Origin of the sequence: Paracoccus pantotrophus (assembly GCF_008824185.1) — a bacterium.
Classification (GTDB): domain Bacteria; phylum Pseudomonadota; class Alphaproteobacteria; order Rhodobacterales; family Rhodobacteraceae; genus Paracoccus; species Paracoccus pantotrophus.
On sequence record NZ_CP044423.1, the window covers coordinates 1,494,166 to 1,508,356 of the forward strand.

Sequence of the window (14,191 nt, forward strand, 5' to 3'; positions counted from 1 at the left end):
CCAAATACCCTGGGGGAGCGCGGAACGCGCGGGGGCAAGGCCCCCTTCTTCAACGCTGATGCCGCGCCCGCCGGCGTTTCTGGGCGCGCTTGATCTCGGCCAGCCGTGCCTGGGTGGCGCGCTTGCGCATCGGCCCCTTGCCGCGCCTGCCGCCCGAGCCTTGCGGCAGCGGCCGGCCCTCGACTTCCAGCAGTTCCAGCATCAGCCCGCCCGTCAGCGGCACCGCCTCGGTCAGCCGCACGGTCACGCGCTGGCCGATGCCGATCTCGAGTCCGGTTTCCGAACCCATCAGCACCTGCGCATCCGGGTCGTAATGGAAATATTCCCGGCCGATCTCGCGGATCGGCAAAAGCCCGTCGGCCCCGGTCTCGTCCAGCCGCACGAAGGCGCCGAATTTCTGCACGCCACTGATGCGGCCGGCGAACTCGGCCCCCACCCGGTCGGCCAGATAGGCGGCGAGATAGCGGTCGGTGGTGTCGCGCTCGGCCGCCATCGAGCGCCGCTCGGTCTCCGAGATATGCTGCGCGGTTTCCGAGAGCATCTCGATATCCTGCGCCGACAGCCCATCATCGCCCCACTTATGGCCCATGACCAGCGCCCGGTGCACGATCAGGTCGGAATAGCGCCGGATCGGCGAGGTGAAATGCGCATAGGAGCGCAGGGCCAGCCCGAAATGGCCGAAATTCTCGGGGTTGTAATAGGCCTGCTGCATCGAGCGCAGCGCCGTCATGTTGATCAGTTCGTCGAATTCCGAGCCCTCGGCCTGTTCCAGCAGCCGGTTCAGGTGCCGGGTCTGCAAGACCTGGCCCCTGGCCAGGGTGAAGCCCGAGGCTTCGGCCACCTCGCGCAGCGCGTCGAGCTTTTCCACCGTCGGCTCCTCGTGCACGCGATAGAGCAGCGGCCGGCGCAGCCGTTCCAGCTCCTCGGCGGCGGCGACATTGGCCAGGACCATGAATTCCTCGATCAGCCGGTGCGCGTCGTGGCGTTCGCGGAAATTCACCGATTTCACCCGCCCGTCGGGGGTCAGTTCGATGCGGCGCTCGGGCAGGTCCAGTTCCAGCGGCTGGCGGCGCTGGCGCGCGGCCTTGAGCAACCCGTAGGCGTGCCAGAGCGGGTGGATCACGGCGTCGAGCAGCGGCGCCGTCTGCTCATCCGGGTTGCCGTCCGCCGCCGCCTGTGCCTGTTCATAGGCCAGGCTCGCGGCCGAGCGGATCATGCCGCGGTGGAAGCTGTGGCCGGTCTTGTTGCCCTGCGCGTCCAGCCGCATCCTGACCGCGATCACCGGCCGGTCCACGCCCTGATGCAGCGAGCACAGGTCGCTCGACAGGATGTCGGGCAGCATCGGCACCACCCGGTCGGGGAAATAGGTGGAATTGCCGCGGTTCTTCGCCTCTCGGTCCAGGGCCGAGCCGGGGCGGACGTAATGCGCCACATCGGCGATGGCGACCCAGATCGTCGCGCCGCCGTCCTCATGCGTCTCGGCGGCGACGGCATCGTCGCGGTCGCGCGCATCCGAGGGATCGATGGTGATGAAGGGCAGGTGGCGCAGATCCTCGCGGTTCTTCATCGTCGCGGGGCGGGCGGCATCGGCCTCGGCGATCACCTCGTCGGGGAAATCGTCGGGGATGCCGTGCTGGTGGATGGCGATCAGGCTGACCGCCCTGGGCGCCGAGGGGTCGCCCAGCCGCTCGACGATCCGCGCCAGCGGCAGGCCGATGCGGCCGCGCGGGCCGACCTGTTCGGCCTCGACCAGTTCGCCGCTTTTCGCGCCATGCGCGTCGCCGGGGCGCACCTGCCATTCCTTGTCCTGGCCCTTGTCGATGGGCAGGATGCGGCCGCCCGCCTCGGACCCGCCGGTCGCGGCGCGGAAGATGCCGACCACGCGGTGCTGCACCGTGCCGATGCGGCGGATCAGCCGGGCCTGATAGTCGTGATCCTCGCCCCGGATCTCGATCAGCCGGGCCAGGATGCGCTCGCCCGGCGCCACGGCGGGATCGGATTTCAGCGCCGCGTAGAGAATCCGCGGTACCGGCCCTTCGCCCTGCCATTCCAAGGGTTTGGCGAAGATGTCGCCGTCCCGGTCGGGCGGCAGCAATTGCAGCACGGTGACCGGCGGCAGCCGCTCGGCATCGTGATAGTGGCGGCGGCGGCGTTCCAGCAGGCCCTCGGCCTCCAGCTCCTTCAGAAGCCGCTTCAGCTCGATGCGTTCGGCACCCTTGATGCCGAAGGCTTTCGCGATGTCGCGCTTGGCGGTGGCGTCCGGATGGGCGGACACCCAGTCGAGAATCTCTTGCCGGGAAGGTAGCTGTGCCATGCCGCCACGCTAGCACGGCGCCAGACGGGGTGGCAGGGGCAAAATCAGCCGGTAGGCAGGCGGACGAACTCCGCCGCCTCGCGCACGACGGGATCGGCCTCGGCCCCGGCGCGGATCAGCTCCACGAAATCCTGCCGCATCCGCGGCGACCAGGAATCGTTGATATGCGCGGCCACCGCCTCGGGCGCCGGCCGGTCGGGCTGGCTGCTGAAGAATTGCGCCATCTGCGTGGCCATGCGGATCAGTTTGGAATGGTCGTGGGACATGTCGCCTCAGCTTCCGGCGATGCGCCGGGGATGGGTGTAAAGATCGAAGCTTGCGTGGCGCGCACGCGCGATCAGGGTGATGCCGGCGCGCTCGGCCCAGGCTAGCGCCAGGGCCGTCGGCGCGCTGGCGCCGATCAGGATCGGCGCGCCGATGCGGGCGGCCTTTTGCACCAGGTCGACGGACAGGCGCGAGGACATGACCACGGCGCCCTGCCCCGCCGACCGCCCGGCCTGCGCCAGCGCGCCCGCCAGCTTGTCCAGCGCATTGTGGCGGCCGACATCTTCGCGGGTCACGGCGCGGGCGCCGTCCCAAAAGGCGGCACCGTGAATGGCCGGGGTCCGATGCCGCAAGACCTGGCCCTGGGTCAGCGCGGCCATGGCGCGGGCAACGTCCTCGGGCGCCATGGCCCAGTCCGAGGCGACCGGCACGATCCGGGGCAGCGCCGCCTCGATGCTGTCCACGCCGCAAAGCCCGCAACCGACCGGGCCGATCATGCTGCGCCGCCGTTCGGCCAGCCGGGCGGCAAGGCCGGGGCGCAGCCACAGCCGCGCCTCGCGCGCCGGGAAGCCGCCGGCGGAAACCTCGGCCTCCTCGAAACCCTCGACATCCTCTGGCGCAGCGATCAGCCCCTCGGTCAGGGCAAAGCCCAGGGCGAAATCGCGCAGGTCATGCGGCGTCGCCATCAGCACCGCCTGGCTCATGCCGTCGATGACGATGGCCACCGGGCATTCCTGCGGCGCGGGGGGCGGTTCGACCGGGCGCCAGCCGCCCGGCCCATCCCCATCGCCGTCCCAGCGCAGCACGCCGGCCTTCACGTCGCGCATGCCGTCACTCGGCAGCGGTGGGCAAGATGCGGCGGGCGAGGTCGGAATGATGGCGATACTCCTCTTGCCAATCCGACGGACCGTTCGAGGGGCTGACCTGCACGGCCGTCACCTTGAACTCGGGACAGTTGGTGGCCCAGTCGGAATTGTCCGTCGTCACCACATTGGCCTGAGTCGTCGGGTGATGGAAGGTGGTATAGACCACGCCCGGCGCCACCCGCTCGGTGATATGCGCCCTCAGCGTCGTCTCGCCCGAGCGCGAGGCCAGCCGCACCCAGTCGCCCTGGCGCACGCCGCGATTCTCGGCATCCGAGGGATGGATCTCCAGGATGTCCTCGGGGTGCCAGACGACGTTCTCGGTCCGCCGGGTCTGGGCGCCGACATTGTATTGCGACAGGATCCGCCCGGTGGTCAGCAACAGCGGGAAGCGCGCCCCGGTGCGTTCCTCGGTCGCGACATATTCGGTATGGACGAACTTGCCCCGGCCGCGCACGAAGCCGTCGATATGCATGACCGGCGTGCCCAGCGGCGCCTTGTCGTTGCAGGGCCATTGCACCGAGCCCTCGCGGTCCAGCAGATCGTAGCTGACGCCGGCGAAGCTGGGCGTGGTCAGCGCGATCTCGGCCATGATCTCGCGCGGGTGGGTATAGGACCAGGCCGCGCCCATGCGGTTGGCCAGCAGCTGCGTGACCTCCCAATCCTCATAGCCGTTCTTGGGCGTCATGGCGCGGCGGACCATGTTGATGCGCCGCTCGGCATTGGTGAAGGTGCCGTTCTTTTCCAGGAAGCTGGAGCCGGGCAGGAAGACATGCGCATAGTTCGCGGTCTCGTTCAGGAACAGATCCTGCACGATGACGATATCCATTGCCGACAGCGCCGAGGTGACATGGCGCGTGTCGGGGTCGGATTGCACGATGTCCTCGCCCTGACAGTAAAGTCCCTTGAAGCGGCCGGCCAGCGCCTCGTCGAACATGTTGGGGATGCGCAGGCCCGGCTCGGGCGACAGCTCCACCCCCCAGGCGCGTTCGTAGATCGCCCGCGTCTCGGGATCCGAGACATGGCGATAGCCCGGATATTCATGCGGAAAGCTGCCCATGTCGCAGGAGCCCTGCACGTTGTTCTGGCCGCGCAGCGGATTTACGCCGGTGCCGGGCTTGCCGATATTGCCGGTCAGCATCGCCAGGTTGGCGATCGCCATCACCGTGGTCGAGCCCTGCGAATGCTCGGTCACGCCCAGCCCGTAATAGATGCTGGCGCGCGGCGCCGCCGCATAGGCGCGGGCGGCCTTGCGGATCATTTCGGCCGGCACCTTGGACAGTTTCTCGACCTCCTCGGGCGCATGGCGCGGGTCCATCAGGAACTCGGCATAGGCCAGGAACTCGTCCCAGTCGCAGCGTTCGCGGATGAAGGCCTCGTCATAAAGCTTCTCGGCCACGATCACGCGCGCCATGGCGGTCAGCACGGCGACATTGGTGCCGGGCCGCAGGGGCAGGTGCAGCCCTTCGCCCATATGCGGGGACTTGAGCAGGTCGATCTGGCGCGGGTCGAGGACGATCAGCCCGGCCCCCTCGCGCAGCCGCTTGCGCAACCGCGAGGCAAAGACCGGATGGCCGTCGGTCGGGTTGGCGCCGATGATCAGCGCCAGATCGGTATCGTCAACCGAATCGAAGTCATGCGTGCCCGCCGAGGTGCCGAAGGTGGTCTTCAGCCCGTAGCCGGTCGGCGAATGGCAGACGCGGGCACAGGTGTCGGTGTTGTTGTTGTGAAAGACGGCGCGGGCCAGCTTCTGCACCAGGTAGGTTTCCTCGTTGGTGCAGCGCGACGAGGTGATGACGCCGATGGAATCGCGCCCGAAATCCGCCTGTGCCCGGCGCAGGCGGGTGGCGGCGAAGTCCAGCGCCTCGTCCCAGCTGACCACGCGCCAGGGATCGGTGATCCGCTCGCGCACCATCGGCTGGGTCTGGCGCTCGCGATGCGTGGCATAGCCCCAGGCGAAGCGGCCCTTGACGCAGCTGTGGCCGTGGTTGGCCTTGCCGTCCTTGCTGGGCACCATGCGCACCACCTCCTCGCCGCGCATATGCGCGTCGAAAGAGCAGCCGACGCCGCAATAGGCGCAGGTCGTCTTGACGATATGCTCGGGCGTGCCGATCTGGATGACGCTGTTCTCGATCAGCGTCGCGGTCGGGCAGACCTGCACGCAGGCGCCGCAGCTGACGCAGTCCGAGGACAGGAAATCGTCCGACGCCATCCCGGCCGAGACGCGGCTGTCGAAGCCCCGCCCTTCGATGGTCAGCGCGAAGGTGCCCTGTACCTCCTCGCAGGCGCGCACGCAGCGCGAGCAGACAATGCATTTCGCCGGGTCGAAGGTGAAATAGGGGTTCGACTGGTCCTTGGGTCGGTATTCCGGGTTCGGCCCCTCGGCGTCGCGGCGGGCGAAATGGTTCGCGCCCGGCTCATAGCGCACCTCGCGCAGCCCGACGGCCCCGGCCATGTCCTGCAATTCGCAGTCGCCATTGGCGGCGCAGGTCAGGCAATCGAGCGGGTGATCCGAGATGTAAAGCTCCATTACCCCCTTGCGGACCTGGGCGACCTCGTCGGTCTGGGTATGGACCACCATGCCCTCGGCCACCGGGGTCGTGCAGGAAGCCGGCAGGCCGCGCATCCCCTCGATCTGCACCACGCAAAGCCGGCAGGAGCCGAAGGCCTCCAGATGATCGGTGGCGCAGAGCTTGGGCACCGAGATCCCGGCCACGGCCGCGGCCCGCATCACCGATGTCCCGGCCGGGACGCTGACCGGGATGCCGTCCACCAGCAGGTTCACGGTGACGTCGGACTTGACCGCGGGCGTGCCCATGTCGCGATCGGGAATGATAAAATCCTTCATTCGGCGGCCTCCTTGCGGGGCTCGCGGCGCCCGCTGAAATCCTCGGGGAAATGGGTCAGCGCCGACATGACCGGGAAGGGCGCAAAGCCCCCCAGCGCGCAAAGCGAGCCCCATTTCATCGTGTTGCACAGATCGGTCAGGATCGGGATCCCTGTCTCGTCGCCCTGGGCGATGCGGTCGATGGTCTCGACCCCCCGGATCGAGCCGATGCGGCAGGGCGTGCATTTGCCGCAGCTTTCCACGGCGCAGAACTCCATGGCGAAGCGCGCCAGCTTCAGCATGTCGGCACTGTCGTCGAAGACGGTGATGCCGGCATGGCCCAAGAGGCCCTCTTTCGTCGCCAGTTCCTCGTAGCCGAAGGGCACGTCGAAATCCCAATGCGGGATATAGGAACCAAGCGGCCCGCCCACCTGCGCCGCCTTGACCGGCCGGCCCGAGGCGGTACCGCCGCCGATCTCCTCGATGATCTGGCGCAGGCTCATGCCGAAGGCGGCCTCGAACAGCCCGCCATATTTCACGTTGCCGGCGATCTGGATCGGGATCGTGCCCTTGGACCGCCCGATGCCCAGCTTGGCGTATTCCGCCCCGCCATGGGTCAGGATCCAGGGCACCGAGGCCAGCGAGATCACGTTGTTGACCACCGTCGGCCGGCCCAGGAAGCCCTCCAGCGCCGGGATCGGCGGCTTGGCGCGGACCACGCCGCGCTTGCCCTCCAGGCTGTTGAGCAGGCTGGTTTCCTCGCCGCAGACATAGGCGCCGGCGCCGACCCGCACCTCCATGTCATAGGCATGGTCTGATCCCAGCACCGACTGGCCCAGGATGCCGGCCTGCCGGGCCTTGCCGATGGCGGCCTCCATCAGCCGGATGGCGTCGGGATATTCGCTGCGGATATAGACATAGCCCTGCACCGCGCCCGTGGCGATGCCGGCGATGGCCATGCCCTCGATCAGCACCAGCGGATCGCCCTCCATCAGCATGCGGTCGGCAAAGCTGCCCGAATCGCCCTCGTCGGCATTGCAGACGATGTATTTCCGCGCCGCCTTGGCGCCGGCCACGGTCTTCCACTTGATCCCGGTCGGGAAACCGGCGCCGCCGCGGCCGCGCAAGCCCGATTCGGTGACCTCCTCGACGATCCGCTCCGGCCCGATGCCGATGGCGCGGCGCAAGCCGGCCAGCCCACCATGCGCCTCGTATTCCGCGACCGACAGCGGGTCGATCACGCCGACGCGGGCGAATGTCAGCCGGGTCTGCGCCTTCATCCAGGGCAATTCCTCGACCGGCCCCAGCGCCAGCGGATGCTCGCCGCCGGTGCGGATCGCCTCGGCGACCGAGGCCGCGTCCTCGGGCGCCACCGGCCCATAGCCGTGGCGCACGCCGTCGCGCTCGACCTCGACCAGCGGCTCCAGCCAGATCATGCCGCGGGTGCCGTTGCGGGTGACTGTGAACTCGCGCCCCAGCGCCTCGGCCACCGCGTCGGCGCCCAGGGCGCGGGCGGCGGCATCCAGGGGAACCCAGACCCTCATGCGCCCGCCTCCGCCAGCAGTTTCTGCACCTTGGCCAGATTCGCCCGGCCCAGCAGCCTGTCGCCCATCTGCGCCGAGGGCGCGCAGGCGCAAAGCCCCAGGCAGAACACCGGCTCCAGCGTCAGCCGCCCGTCCGGCGTGGTCTCGTGCCAGTCGATTCCCAGCGCGGCGCGCACCTCATCGGCCAGGGCCTCGGCCCCCATCGACTGGCAGGCCTCGGCCCGGCACAGCCGCAGCACATGCCGGCCATGCGGATGGTCGCGGAAGTCGTGATAGAAGCTGACGACGCCATGAACCTCGGCGCGGGTCATGCCCAGGGCCTCGGCCAGCACCGGCTGCGCCGCTTCGGGGATATGGCCCCATTCCTCCTGGATGTCGTGCAGGATGGGCAGAAGCGGCCCCTCGCGGCCCTTGTGGGCGGCGATGATGTCGTCAAGGCGCAAAAGGAAATCAGCGTCGGTCGCTGGCAAGGTCATGGCTGGGTGATCCGGGCTTTGCTGTTTTGTCCAGACTAGAGACCGGTGATAGACGATACAATCGTGATATATCGTTTATTGATTGAAACTATCAATCGAAGAAACGATGCGGATCAGCGCCTCGACCAGCGGCGGATGCGGCTCGCGCCGGGCGACGACCAGCCCGACCATATGCCCGTCGCCGGTCAGGTCGCGCGCCCGCACCCCCTCGGGCAGAGGCAGGCCGCGCGCCAGCGCCCGCGGCAGGATGGCAGCCCATTCGCCGGTCGCCACATGCGACAGGATCGCCAGCATCGAGGTCGATTCGACCCGCGGCAGCGCATCCGCCCCGGCCTCGACCAGGTGGCGGGTGACGATGCGGCGGTTCTGCATGTCCGGCGTCAGCAGGCATAGCGGCCGGGTGGCGGTCTCGGCCCAATCCGCGGGCCCGGCCAAGGCGCCGCGGTCGATCAGGCAATAGGTCTCGCGATACAGCGGCAGGCTCTGCACCCGGCCCAGCGGCTCGCTGTCCAGATAGGTCACGCCGGCATCCAGCTCCAGCGCCTCGATCTGGTCGCGGATCTCGTCCGAGCTGCGCGACAGGATCGAGACCCCGGCATTGGGATGGCGGCGCAGGAAGGGCCCGGTCAGCTCGGCGATGCGCGGCATGGCGGTGGGGATCACGCCGATGCGCAGCCGCCCCGACACGCCCTTGCGGCTGGCCTGCATCTCGGCCTGCATGGCGCGGGCATCGGCGACGATGCGCCGCGCCCAGCCCAGCACGCGCTCGCCCTCGGGCGTCAGCCCCTGAAAACGCGAGCCGCGCCGCACCAGCTGCACGCCCAGCTGCTCCTCCAGCGCCCGGATGGCGGATGACAGCGTCGGCTGGGTGATGCCCAGCGATTCGGCGGCGCGGCCGAAATGCTTCTCGCGCGCCAGGGCCATGAACATGGAAAGCTTGTCGATCACCGGACCCGCCCTCCCCGCCCGGCCGGCCTTCTCCGTTTTCCAAATACCCCACGGGGGTCCGGGGGCGCGAAGCCCCCGGCCCGGCGGATCATCCGGCGGATCAGACGATCTCGACCGCGTATTTCTCGATCACGGTATTGGCCAGCAGGCCCTCGCACATGCGCGCCACCTCGGCCTTCGCCGCCTCGGCATCGGATGCCGCCAGGTCCAGCTCGATCACCTTGCCCTGGCGCACGCCCGAGACGCCGGCAAAGCCCAGCCCGCCGAGCGCGTGCCGGATCGCCTCGCCCTGGGGGTCCAGAACGCCATCCTTCAGCATGATGGTGACACGGGCTTTCATCTGCGGGCCTCTCAGTTGATCAGGGTGGGTTTGGTCAGCGAGGTGGTGTTGGCGGGCATCAGGCCCAGCCGGCGCGCCACCTCGGTATAGGCATCGGTCAGGCTGCCCAGGTCGCGGCGGAACACGTCCTTGTCCAGCTTCTGCCCGGTCTTGACGTCCCAGAGCCGGCACGAATCCGGGCTGATCTCATCGGCGACCACCAGGCGCATGAAGTCGCCGTCCCAGATCCGGCCGACCTCGATCTTGAAGTCGATCAGCTTGATGCCGACGCCGAAGAACACGCCCGACAGGAAATCGTTCACCCGCAACGCCAGCGACACGATGTCGTCCAGGTCCTGCTGGCTGGCCCAGCCGAAGGCGATGATGTATTCCTCGGACACGAAAGGGTCGCCCAGCTCGTCGTTCTTGAAGCTGTATTCGACGATCGGGCGCGGCAGCGGCGTGCCCTCCTCCATGCCCAGGCGCTTCGAGATCGAGCCCGCGGCGAAATTGCGCACGATCACCTCCAGCGGGATGATCTCGACCTGGCGCACCAGCTGCTCGCGCATGTTGATGCGGCGGATGAAGTGGTTCGGCACGCCGATATTGGTCAGCCCGGTCATGAAGAATTCGGACAGGCGGTTGTTCAGCACGCCCTTGCCCTCGACCGTGGCCTTCTTCTGGGCGTTGAAGGCGGTGGCGTCATCCTTGAAATACTGGATGAGCGTGCCGGGCTCGGTGCCTTCGTAAAGGATCTTCGCCTTGCCTTCGTAGATTTTCTTGCGCCTTGGTGCCATGCTGCGCGTCTCCCGTCCGCAAGGTGACAATCTTTATGCGGCTATAGGCCAGAAACGGGGTCATGGGCAATACGGGCTTGCGATGGCGCGCCCGCATGGGCATATCCTGCGCAATATCCACGGGATAATCCCAAGCCGGAGGCCGCCATGACCACTTTTGACGACCGCGAGCGCGCGCATGAGGCGAAATTCGCCCATGATGCGGAACTGAACTTCAAGGCCGAGGCGCGGCGCAACCGCCTGCTGGGCGAATGGGCGGCCGGCCTGCTGGGCAAGACGGGCGACGATGCCCGCGCCTATGCGCTGACCGTCGTCACCTCGGATTTCGACGAGCCGGGCGACGAGGACGTGTTCCGCAAGCTGGTGGCCGACCTGGCCGGCCAGGCCGACGAGGAAACCATCCGCGCCAAGATGGCCGAGTTGCGCGTCACCGCGCGCGAGCAGATCATCAGCGAGCTTTGAGCCTTCCCAACATGCCGACGCCCCGGATTCCGGGGCGTTTCGCATCTCAGCCCGCGGCCGCCGCGACCCTGGGATAAAGCCGCCACATGGTCAGGCCGCGCAGCGCGTTCAGGGCCATCAGCGCCGCCCACAGCCCGTGGTTGCCGAAAACCGGCGGCAGCACCGCCACCAGCACCGCATAGATCCCGACCGCGACCAGCATGGCGTCGCGCATCTCGCGCGTGCGGGTGGCACCGATGAAGATGCCGTCCAGCATCCACGAGGCGATGCCGATCAGCGGCGCCGCGATCAGCCAGGGCAGGAATTCCCGCGCCTGGGCGCGCACCTCGGGCGCCGTGGTCAGCAGGTCGATGATGGCCGGCCCGCCCAGCAGGAAGGCGGCCGAAAGCAGCCCGGCCCCCGCGACGCCCCAGGCCGAACTGAGCGCCGCCGCCCGCCGCAGCCGGTCGGGCCGCCGCGCCCCCACCGCCTGCCCGACCAGCGATTCGGCGGCAAAGGCGAAACCGTCCAGCCCATAGGCGACGATGGACAGGAATTGCAGCAGCACCTGATTGGCGGCCAGGGTCACGTCGCCCTGCCCCGCCGCCAGGAACATGAAGGTGGTGAACGAACCTTGCAGCAGCACCGAGCGGATCAGGATGTCGCCGTTCACCCGCGCCAGTTCCTCGATCCGCTCGCGCGCCAGCAGCCCGGCGCGCTGAATTGCCGCATGCAGCGCATGGCGCGCGAACCACAGCCCCAAAGCCAGCCCGGACCATTCCGCGATCAGCGTCGCGCCCGCGACGCCGCGGATGCCCCAGCCCAGCCCCAGCACGAACCACAGGTCCAAGAATATGTTCAGCCCGTTCATCAGCAGTTGCAGCGCCAGCACGGAACGGGTCCGCTCGATGGCGATCAGCCAGCCGGTGATGGCATAAAGCGAGATGGCCGCCGGCGCCCCCCAGATGCGCAGCCCCAGGTATTGCCGGGCCAGCGTCTCGACCTCGGCCGAGGCCGGCGCCAGCCGGAAGGCCGCGGCGAAAAGCAGCCCCTGCAACAGGATGAAGACCAGCCCCGCCGTCAGCCCGATCCCTAGCGCCCGCAGCAGATGCGCGCCCGATTCGCCCTCGTCCCCCGCGCCATGCGCCTGCGCCACCAGCCCCGAGGTGCCCATGCGCAGGAAGCCGAAGATCCAGTAGACCGAAGCCAGGATCACCGCGCCCAGACCCACCGCGCCGATGGGCGCGGCCTCGCCCAGCTGGCCGATGACGCCGGTATCCACCGCGCCCAGGATCGGGATCGTCGCGTTCGACAGCACCACCGGCAGGGCGATGGCCAGGACGCGGCGGTTCGATATTTCGGCCGCCGCGCGCGTCCCGGACGGGCCGGGCAGCGCCTCAACCATTCTGCGGCATCAGGAAATGCCCGGTCGCCTGCGCGAACAGCTTCTGGCGCTGGTCCTGCCAGGCCTCGACATGCACGCTGGCATAGCGCCGCCCGGACCGCACCACCCGCGCCCGCGCATAGGCGTCGCGCGGCAGGCCCGAGCGCAGGTAATCCACGGTGAAGTCGATGGTCTTGGGCAGCCGCGGCAGGCTTTCGGGCACGGCGGCATCGGGGGCGATGCGGCCCTGCTCCATGTCCTCCCAGATCGCGGTCCAGGTCAGCTCGACGATGGCCGTGACCTCAAGGAAGGCGGCCGTCACCCCGCCATGGATCGCCGGCAGCATCGGATTGCCGATCAGCTTTTCGTCGAAGGGCAGCACCGCGGTCAGCTCGTCGCCGCGGCGGTCGAAGCCGATGCCCAGCCAGCGGATATAGGGCACGCTGGAGACCAGCGCGTTCAGCGTGTTGTTGCGCCGCGACTTGATGGCATCCAGGGGTTCGTTGCGTCCGGCCATGTCACCTCTCGACGGTAAAGGCGCCGGTGGCCGAGGCCACGGGCCGGGATTCGTCGTCATCCATCGCCCAGGCGCGCACGAAGGCGACCGAGCGGGTGATGTGATAGCAGCTCGCCCGGGCCCGGATGGTCTGGCCGGGGGTCGCCGCGCGCATGTAGTCGATGCGCAGGTCGATGGTCGCGGTCGAGCGCGCCCCGGCCGGATGCGCCATCACCGCCGCGCCGCTGCACGTGTCCATCAGCGCCGAGATCACCCCGCCATGGATCACCCCGCTGCGCGGGTCGCCCACCAGATCCTCGCGCCAGGGCAACGAGATCTCGGCCCCCTCGGCGGAAAGCTGGTCCAGCCGCATGCCAAGCGCCCGCGCATGGGGGATCACCTCGATGAACTGGCGCGCGATGCGCCGGCGTTGTTCAAGCTCGTCCTCTGGCGACGCTTCGCTCATGCCCCTGGCCTCTTGCTTGGCTTGCAGGCGGCAATGGTAACAGCCCGCGACCCGCAGGCAAGCCCACCCTACCAATGGTTGAGTTTGATCCGCCCCCGCGCTAGGCTGCGCCGCAACCGCAGCATAGAGTTCATCCGATGTCCGATAGCGAATACATTGGCTTCAAGGAAATGTGCGCACGGTTCGACGTGACGCCCCGAACGCTGCGCTATTACGAATATATCGAGCTTCTGAGCCCCCGCAAGGAAGGCCGCTCGCGCTTCTACGGTCCGCGCGAGATCGCCCGGATGAAGCTGATCCTGCGCGGCCGCCGCTTCGGCTTCTCGCTGGAGGACATCCGGCAATGGCTGCTGATCTATGGCGAAAAGGGCACGCAGGAACAGTATCGGGTCTGGATCGAGCTGGCCGACCGCCAGCTCGAGGTGCTGCGCCAGCAGCGCGACGAACTCGAAGCCTCGATGACCGAATTGCTGGCGCTGCGCAACGAGACCATCGCGATCCTCGACGGCATGGGCCAGAACGGCTCCGGGACGGCGAATAAGGGCTGAGCCCGGCGCTGACGCCACGTCCCCCCTTACGCGCACGTCAACTCGCCCTATATTCCCGGCAAGTGAATGGGCCAAGGGGAGAGGATCGGCCATGGGCGACGAGCTGTTGACCATCCGCCAGATGTGCGACGCCTTCGACGTCACGCCGCGCACGCTGCGATTCTACGAAGCCCGCGAATTGCTGTTTCCGCAGCGCCGCGGCCAGCATCGGCTTTACGGCCGCCCGGACCGCGCCCGGCTGACCCTGATCCTGCGCGGCAAGCGTTTCGGCTTTTCTCTGGAACAGATCCGGCAATTGCTGGAGCTTTACGACCCCGCCGAGCGCAACATCACCCAGACCGAAGCCACGCTCGCCACCGCCCGCGACCGGCTTGCCGACATGGAGCGGCAGCACCGCGAACTGGGCGAGGCCATCGCCGAGCTGCGCCAGCAGATCGCCGAGGGCGAGACTGCGCTGCAAGCCCTGAAATCCGACGCCTGACGGCAAATCCCCTGGGAGGACCG

At 68.4% G+C, this 14,191-nt stretch carries 15 protein-coding genes; 3 read left to right on the forward strand and 12 right to left on the reverse strand.

Annotation, left to right across the window (positions count from 1 at the left end; genetic code table 11):
• Window positions 1-49: 49 nt before the first annotated feature.
• The 9 genes from rnr to purC form a co-directional block, all read right to left on the reverse strand.
• On the reverse strand, window positions 50-2,314 hold the full coding sequence (gene rnr / locus ESD82_RS07245) for a ribonuclease R (protein ID WP_147428664.1): 2,265 nt from the start codon (window positions 2,312-2,314) through the stop codon (window positions 50-52).
• 44 nt (window positions 2,315-2,358) lie between these two features.
• Complete coding sequence (locus ESD82_RS07250; RefSeq protein ID WP_024843647.1) at window positions 2,359-2,580, reverse strand: formate dehydrogenase subunit delta; 222 nt, start codon at window positions 2,578-2,580, stop codon at window positions 2,359-2,361.
• 6 nt (window positions 2,581-2,586) lie between these two features.
• On the reverse strand, window positions 2,587-3,405 hold the full coding sequence (gene fdhD, locus ESD82_RS07255) for a formate dehydrogenase accessory sulfurtransferase FdhD (protein WP_024843648.1): 819 nt from the start codon (window positions 3,403-3,405) through the stop codon (window positions 2,587-2,589).
• A gap of 4 nt (window positions 3,406-3,409) precedes the next feature.
• Window positions 3,410-6,289 (reverse strand): formate dehydrogenase subunit alpha, encoded by a 2,880-nt coding sequence (gene fdhF / locus ESD82_RS07260; protein ID WP_147428662.1) that lies wholly within the window; start codon window positions 6,287-6,289, stop codon window positions 3,410-3,412.
• Window positions 6,286-7,812, reverse strand: coding sequence for an NADH-ubiquinone oxidoreductase-F iron-sulfur binding region domain-containing protein (locus ESD82_RS07265; protein ID WP_147428660.1), 1,527 nt, complete (start codon window positions 7,810-7,812; stop codon window positions 6,286-6,288). Before ESD82_RS07265 ends, fdhF begins: the two co-directional genes overlap by 4 nt.
• Complete coding sequence (locus ESD82_RS07270) at window positions 7,809-8,288, reverse strand: formate dehydrogenase subunit gamma (protein ID WP_147428658.1); 480 nt, start codon at window positions 8,286-8,288, stop codon at window positions 7,809-7,811. Before ESD82_RS07270 ends, ESD82_RS07265 begins: the two co-directional genes overlap by 4 nt.
• Window positions 8,289-8,363: 75 nt before the next feature.
• Entirely contained in the window at window positions 8,364-9,236 is an 873-nt protein-coding gene (locus tag ESD82_RS07275; protein WP_024843652.1) for a LysR family transcriptional regulator, read from the reverse strand.
• A 100-nt stretch (window positions 9,237-9,336) separates the two neighbouring features.
• The gene (purS, locus tag ESD82_RS07280) at window positions 9,337-9,576 is read right to left on the reverse strand and encodes a phosphoribosylformylglycinamidine synthase subunit PurS (protein WP_024843653.1); all 240 of its coding nucleotides are present in this window, start codon (window positions 9,574-9,576) and stop codon (window positions 9,337-9,339) included.
• 11 nt (window positions 9,577-9,587) lie between these two features.
• Window positions 9,588-10,352, reverse strand: a complete 765-nt coding sequence (purC, locus tag ESD82_RS07285) for a phosphoribosylaminoimidazolesuccinocarboxamide synthase (protein ID WP_024843654.1) — start codon at window positions 10,350-10,352, stop codon at window positions 9,588-9,590.
• Between the two features lie 147 nt (window positions 10,353-10,499).
• On the opposite strand from purC, the gene ESD82_RS07290 reads away from it, so the two are divergent.
• A complete protein-coding gene (locus ESD82_RS07290) occupies window positions 10,500-10,814 on the forward strand; it encodes a DUF1476 domain-containing protein (protein WP_024843655.1) in 315 nt (104 codons plus the stop codon).
• Window positions 10,815-10,860: 46 nt separating this feature from the next.
• Here ESD82_RS07290 and ESD82_RS07295 read toward each other — a convergent pair whose 3' ends face one another.
• Genes ESD82_RS07295 through ESD82_RS07305 form a run of 3 tightly spaced genes read right to left on the reverse strand, consistent with a single transcriptional unit; the run spans window position 10,861 to window position 13,139 of the window.
• Window positions 10,861-12,198 carry an MATE family efflux transporter gene (locus ESD82_RS07295; protein WP_024843656.1) on the reverse strand — a complete coding sequence of 446 codons (1,338 nt, stop codon included), beginning with the start codon at window positions 12,196-12,198 and terminating at the stop codon, window positions 10,861-10,863.
• Window positions 12,191-12,694, reverse strand: a complete 504-nt coding sequence (locus ESD82_RS07300) for a PaaI family thioesterase (RefSeq protein ID WP_024843657.1) — start codon at window positions 12,692-12,694, stop codon at window positions 12,191-12,193. Before ESD82_RS07300 ends, ESD82_RS07295 begins: the two co-directional genes overlap by 8 nt.
• A gap of 1 nt (window position 12,695) precedes the next feature.
• Complete coding sequence (locus ESD82_RS07305; RefSeq protein WP_024843658.1) at window positions 12,696-13,139, reverse strand: PaaI family thioesterase; 444 nt, start codon at window positions 13,137-13,139, stop codon at window positions 12,696-12,698.
• Between the two features lie 137 nt (window positions 13,140-13,276).
• Between ESD82_RS07305 and ESD82_RS07310 the strand changes: the two genes are divergently transcribed.
• On the forward strand, window positions 13,277-13,687 hold the full coding sequence (locus tag ESD82_RS07310; protein ID WP_024843659.1) for a MerR family transcriptional regulator: 411 nt from the start codon (window positions 13,277-13,279) through the stop codon (window positions 13,685-13,687).
• Between the two features lie 91 nt (window positions 13,688-13,778).
• On the forward strand, window positions 13,779-14,168 hold the full coding sequence (locus ESD82_RS07315; protein ID WP_024843660.1) for a MerR family transcriptional regulator: 390 nt from the start codon (window positions 13,779-13,781) through the stop codon (window positions 14,166-14,168).
• Window positions 14,169-14,191 lie beyond the last annotated feature (23 nt).

Bases quoted from the DNA above. Each gene is read 5' to 3' on its own strand.
- ESD82_RS07250 (WP_024843647.1), bottom strand. From the start codon at position 2,580: ATGTCCCACGACCATTCCAAACTGATCCGCATGGCCACGCAGATGGCG.
- ESD82_RS07315 (WP_024843660.1), top strand. From the start codon at position 13,779: ATGGGCGACGAGCTGTTGACCATCCGCCAGATGTGCGACGCCTTCGAC.
- ESD82_RS07300 (WP_024843657.1), bottom strand. From the start codon at position 12,694: ATGGCCGGACGCAACGAACCCCTGGATGCCATCAAGTCGCGGCGCAAC.
- ESD82_RS07295 (WP_024843656.1), bottom strand. From the start codon at position 12,198: ATGGTTGAGGCGCTGCCCGGCCCGTCCGGGACGCGCGCGGCGGCCGAA.
- ESD82_RS07305 (WP_024843658.1), bottom strand. From the start codon at position 13,139: ATGAGCGAAGCGTCGCCAGAGGACGAGCTTGAACAACGCCGGCGCATC.
- ESD82_RS07310 (WP_024843659.1), top strand. From the start codon at position 13,277: ATGTCCGATAGCGAATACATTGGCTTCAAGGAAATGTGCGCACGGTTC.
- rnr (WP_147428664.1), bottom strand. From the start codon at position 2,314: ATGGCACAGCTACCTTCCCGGCAAGAGATTCTCGACTGGGTGTCCGCC.
- ESD82_RS07265 (WP_147428660.1), bottom strand. From the start codon at position 7,812: ATGAGGGTCTGGGTTCCCCTGGATGCCGCCGCCCGCGCCCTGGGCGCC.
- ESD82_RS07290 (WP_024843655.1), top strand. From the start codon at position 10,500: ATGACCACTTTTGACGACCGCGAGCGCGCGCATGAGGCGAAATTCGCC.
- ESD82_RS07270 (WP_147428658.1), bottom strand. From the start codon at position 8,288: ATGACCTTGCCAGCGACCGACGCTGATTTCCTTTTGCGCCTTGACGAC.
- fdhF (WP_147428662.1), bottom strand. From the start codon at position 6,289: ATGAAGGATTTTATCATTCCCGATCGCGACATGGGCACGCCCGCGGTC.
- fdhD (WP_024843648.1), bottom strand. From the start codon at position 3,405: ATGCGCGACGTGAAGGCCGGCGTGCTGCGCTGGGACGGCGATGGGGAT.
- purS (WP_024843653.1), bottom strand. From the start codon at position 9,576: ATGAAAGCCCGTGTCACCATCATGCTGAAGGATGGCGTTCTGGACCCC.
- purC (WP_024843654.1), bottom strand. From the start codon at position 10,352: ATGGCACCAAGGCGCAAGAAAATCTACGAAGGCAAGGCGAAGATCCTT.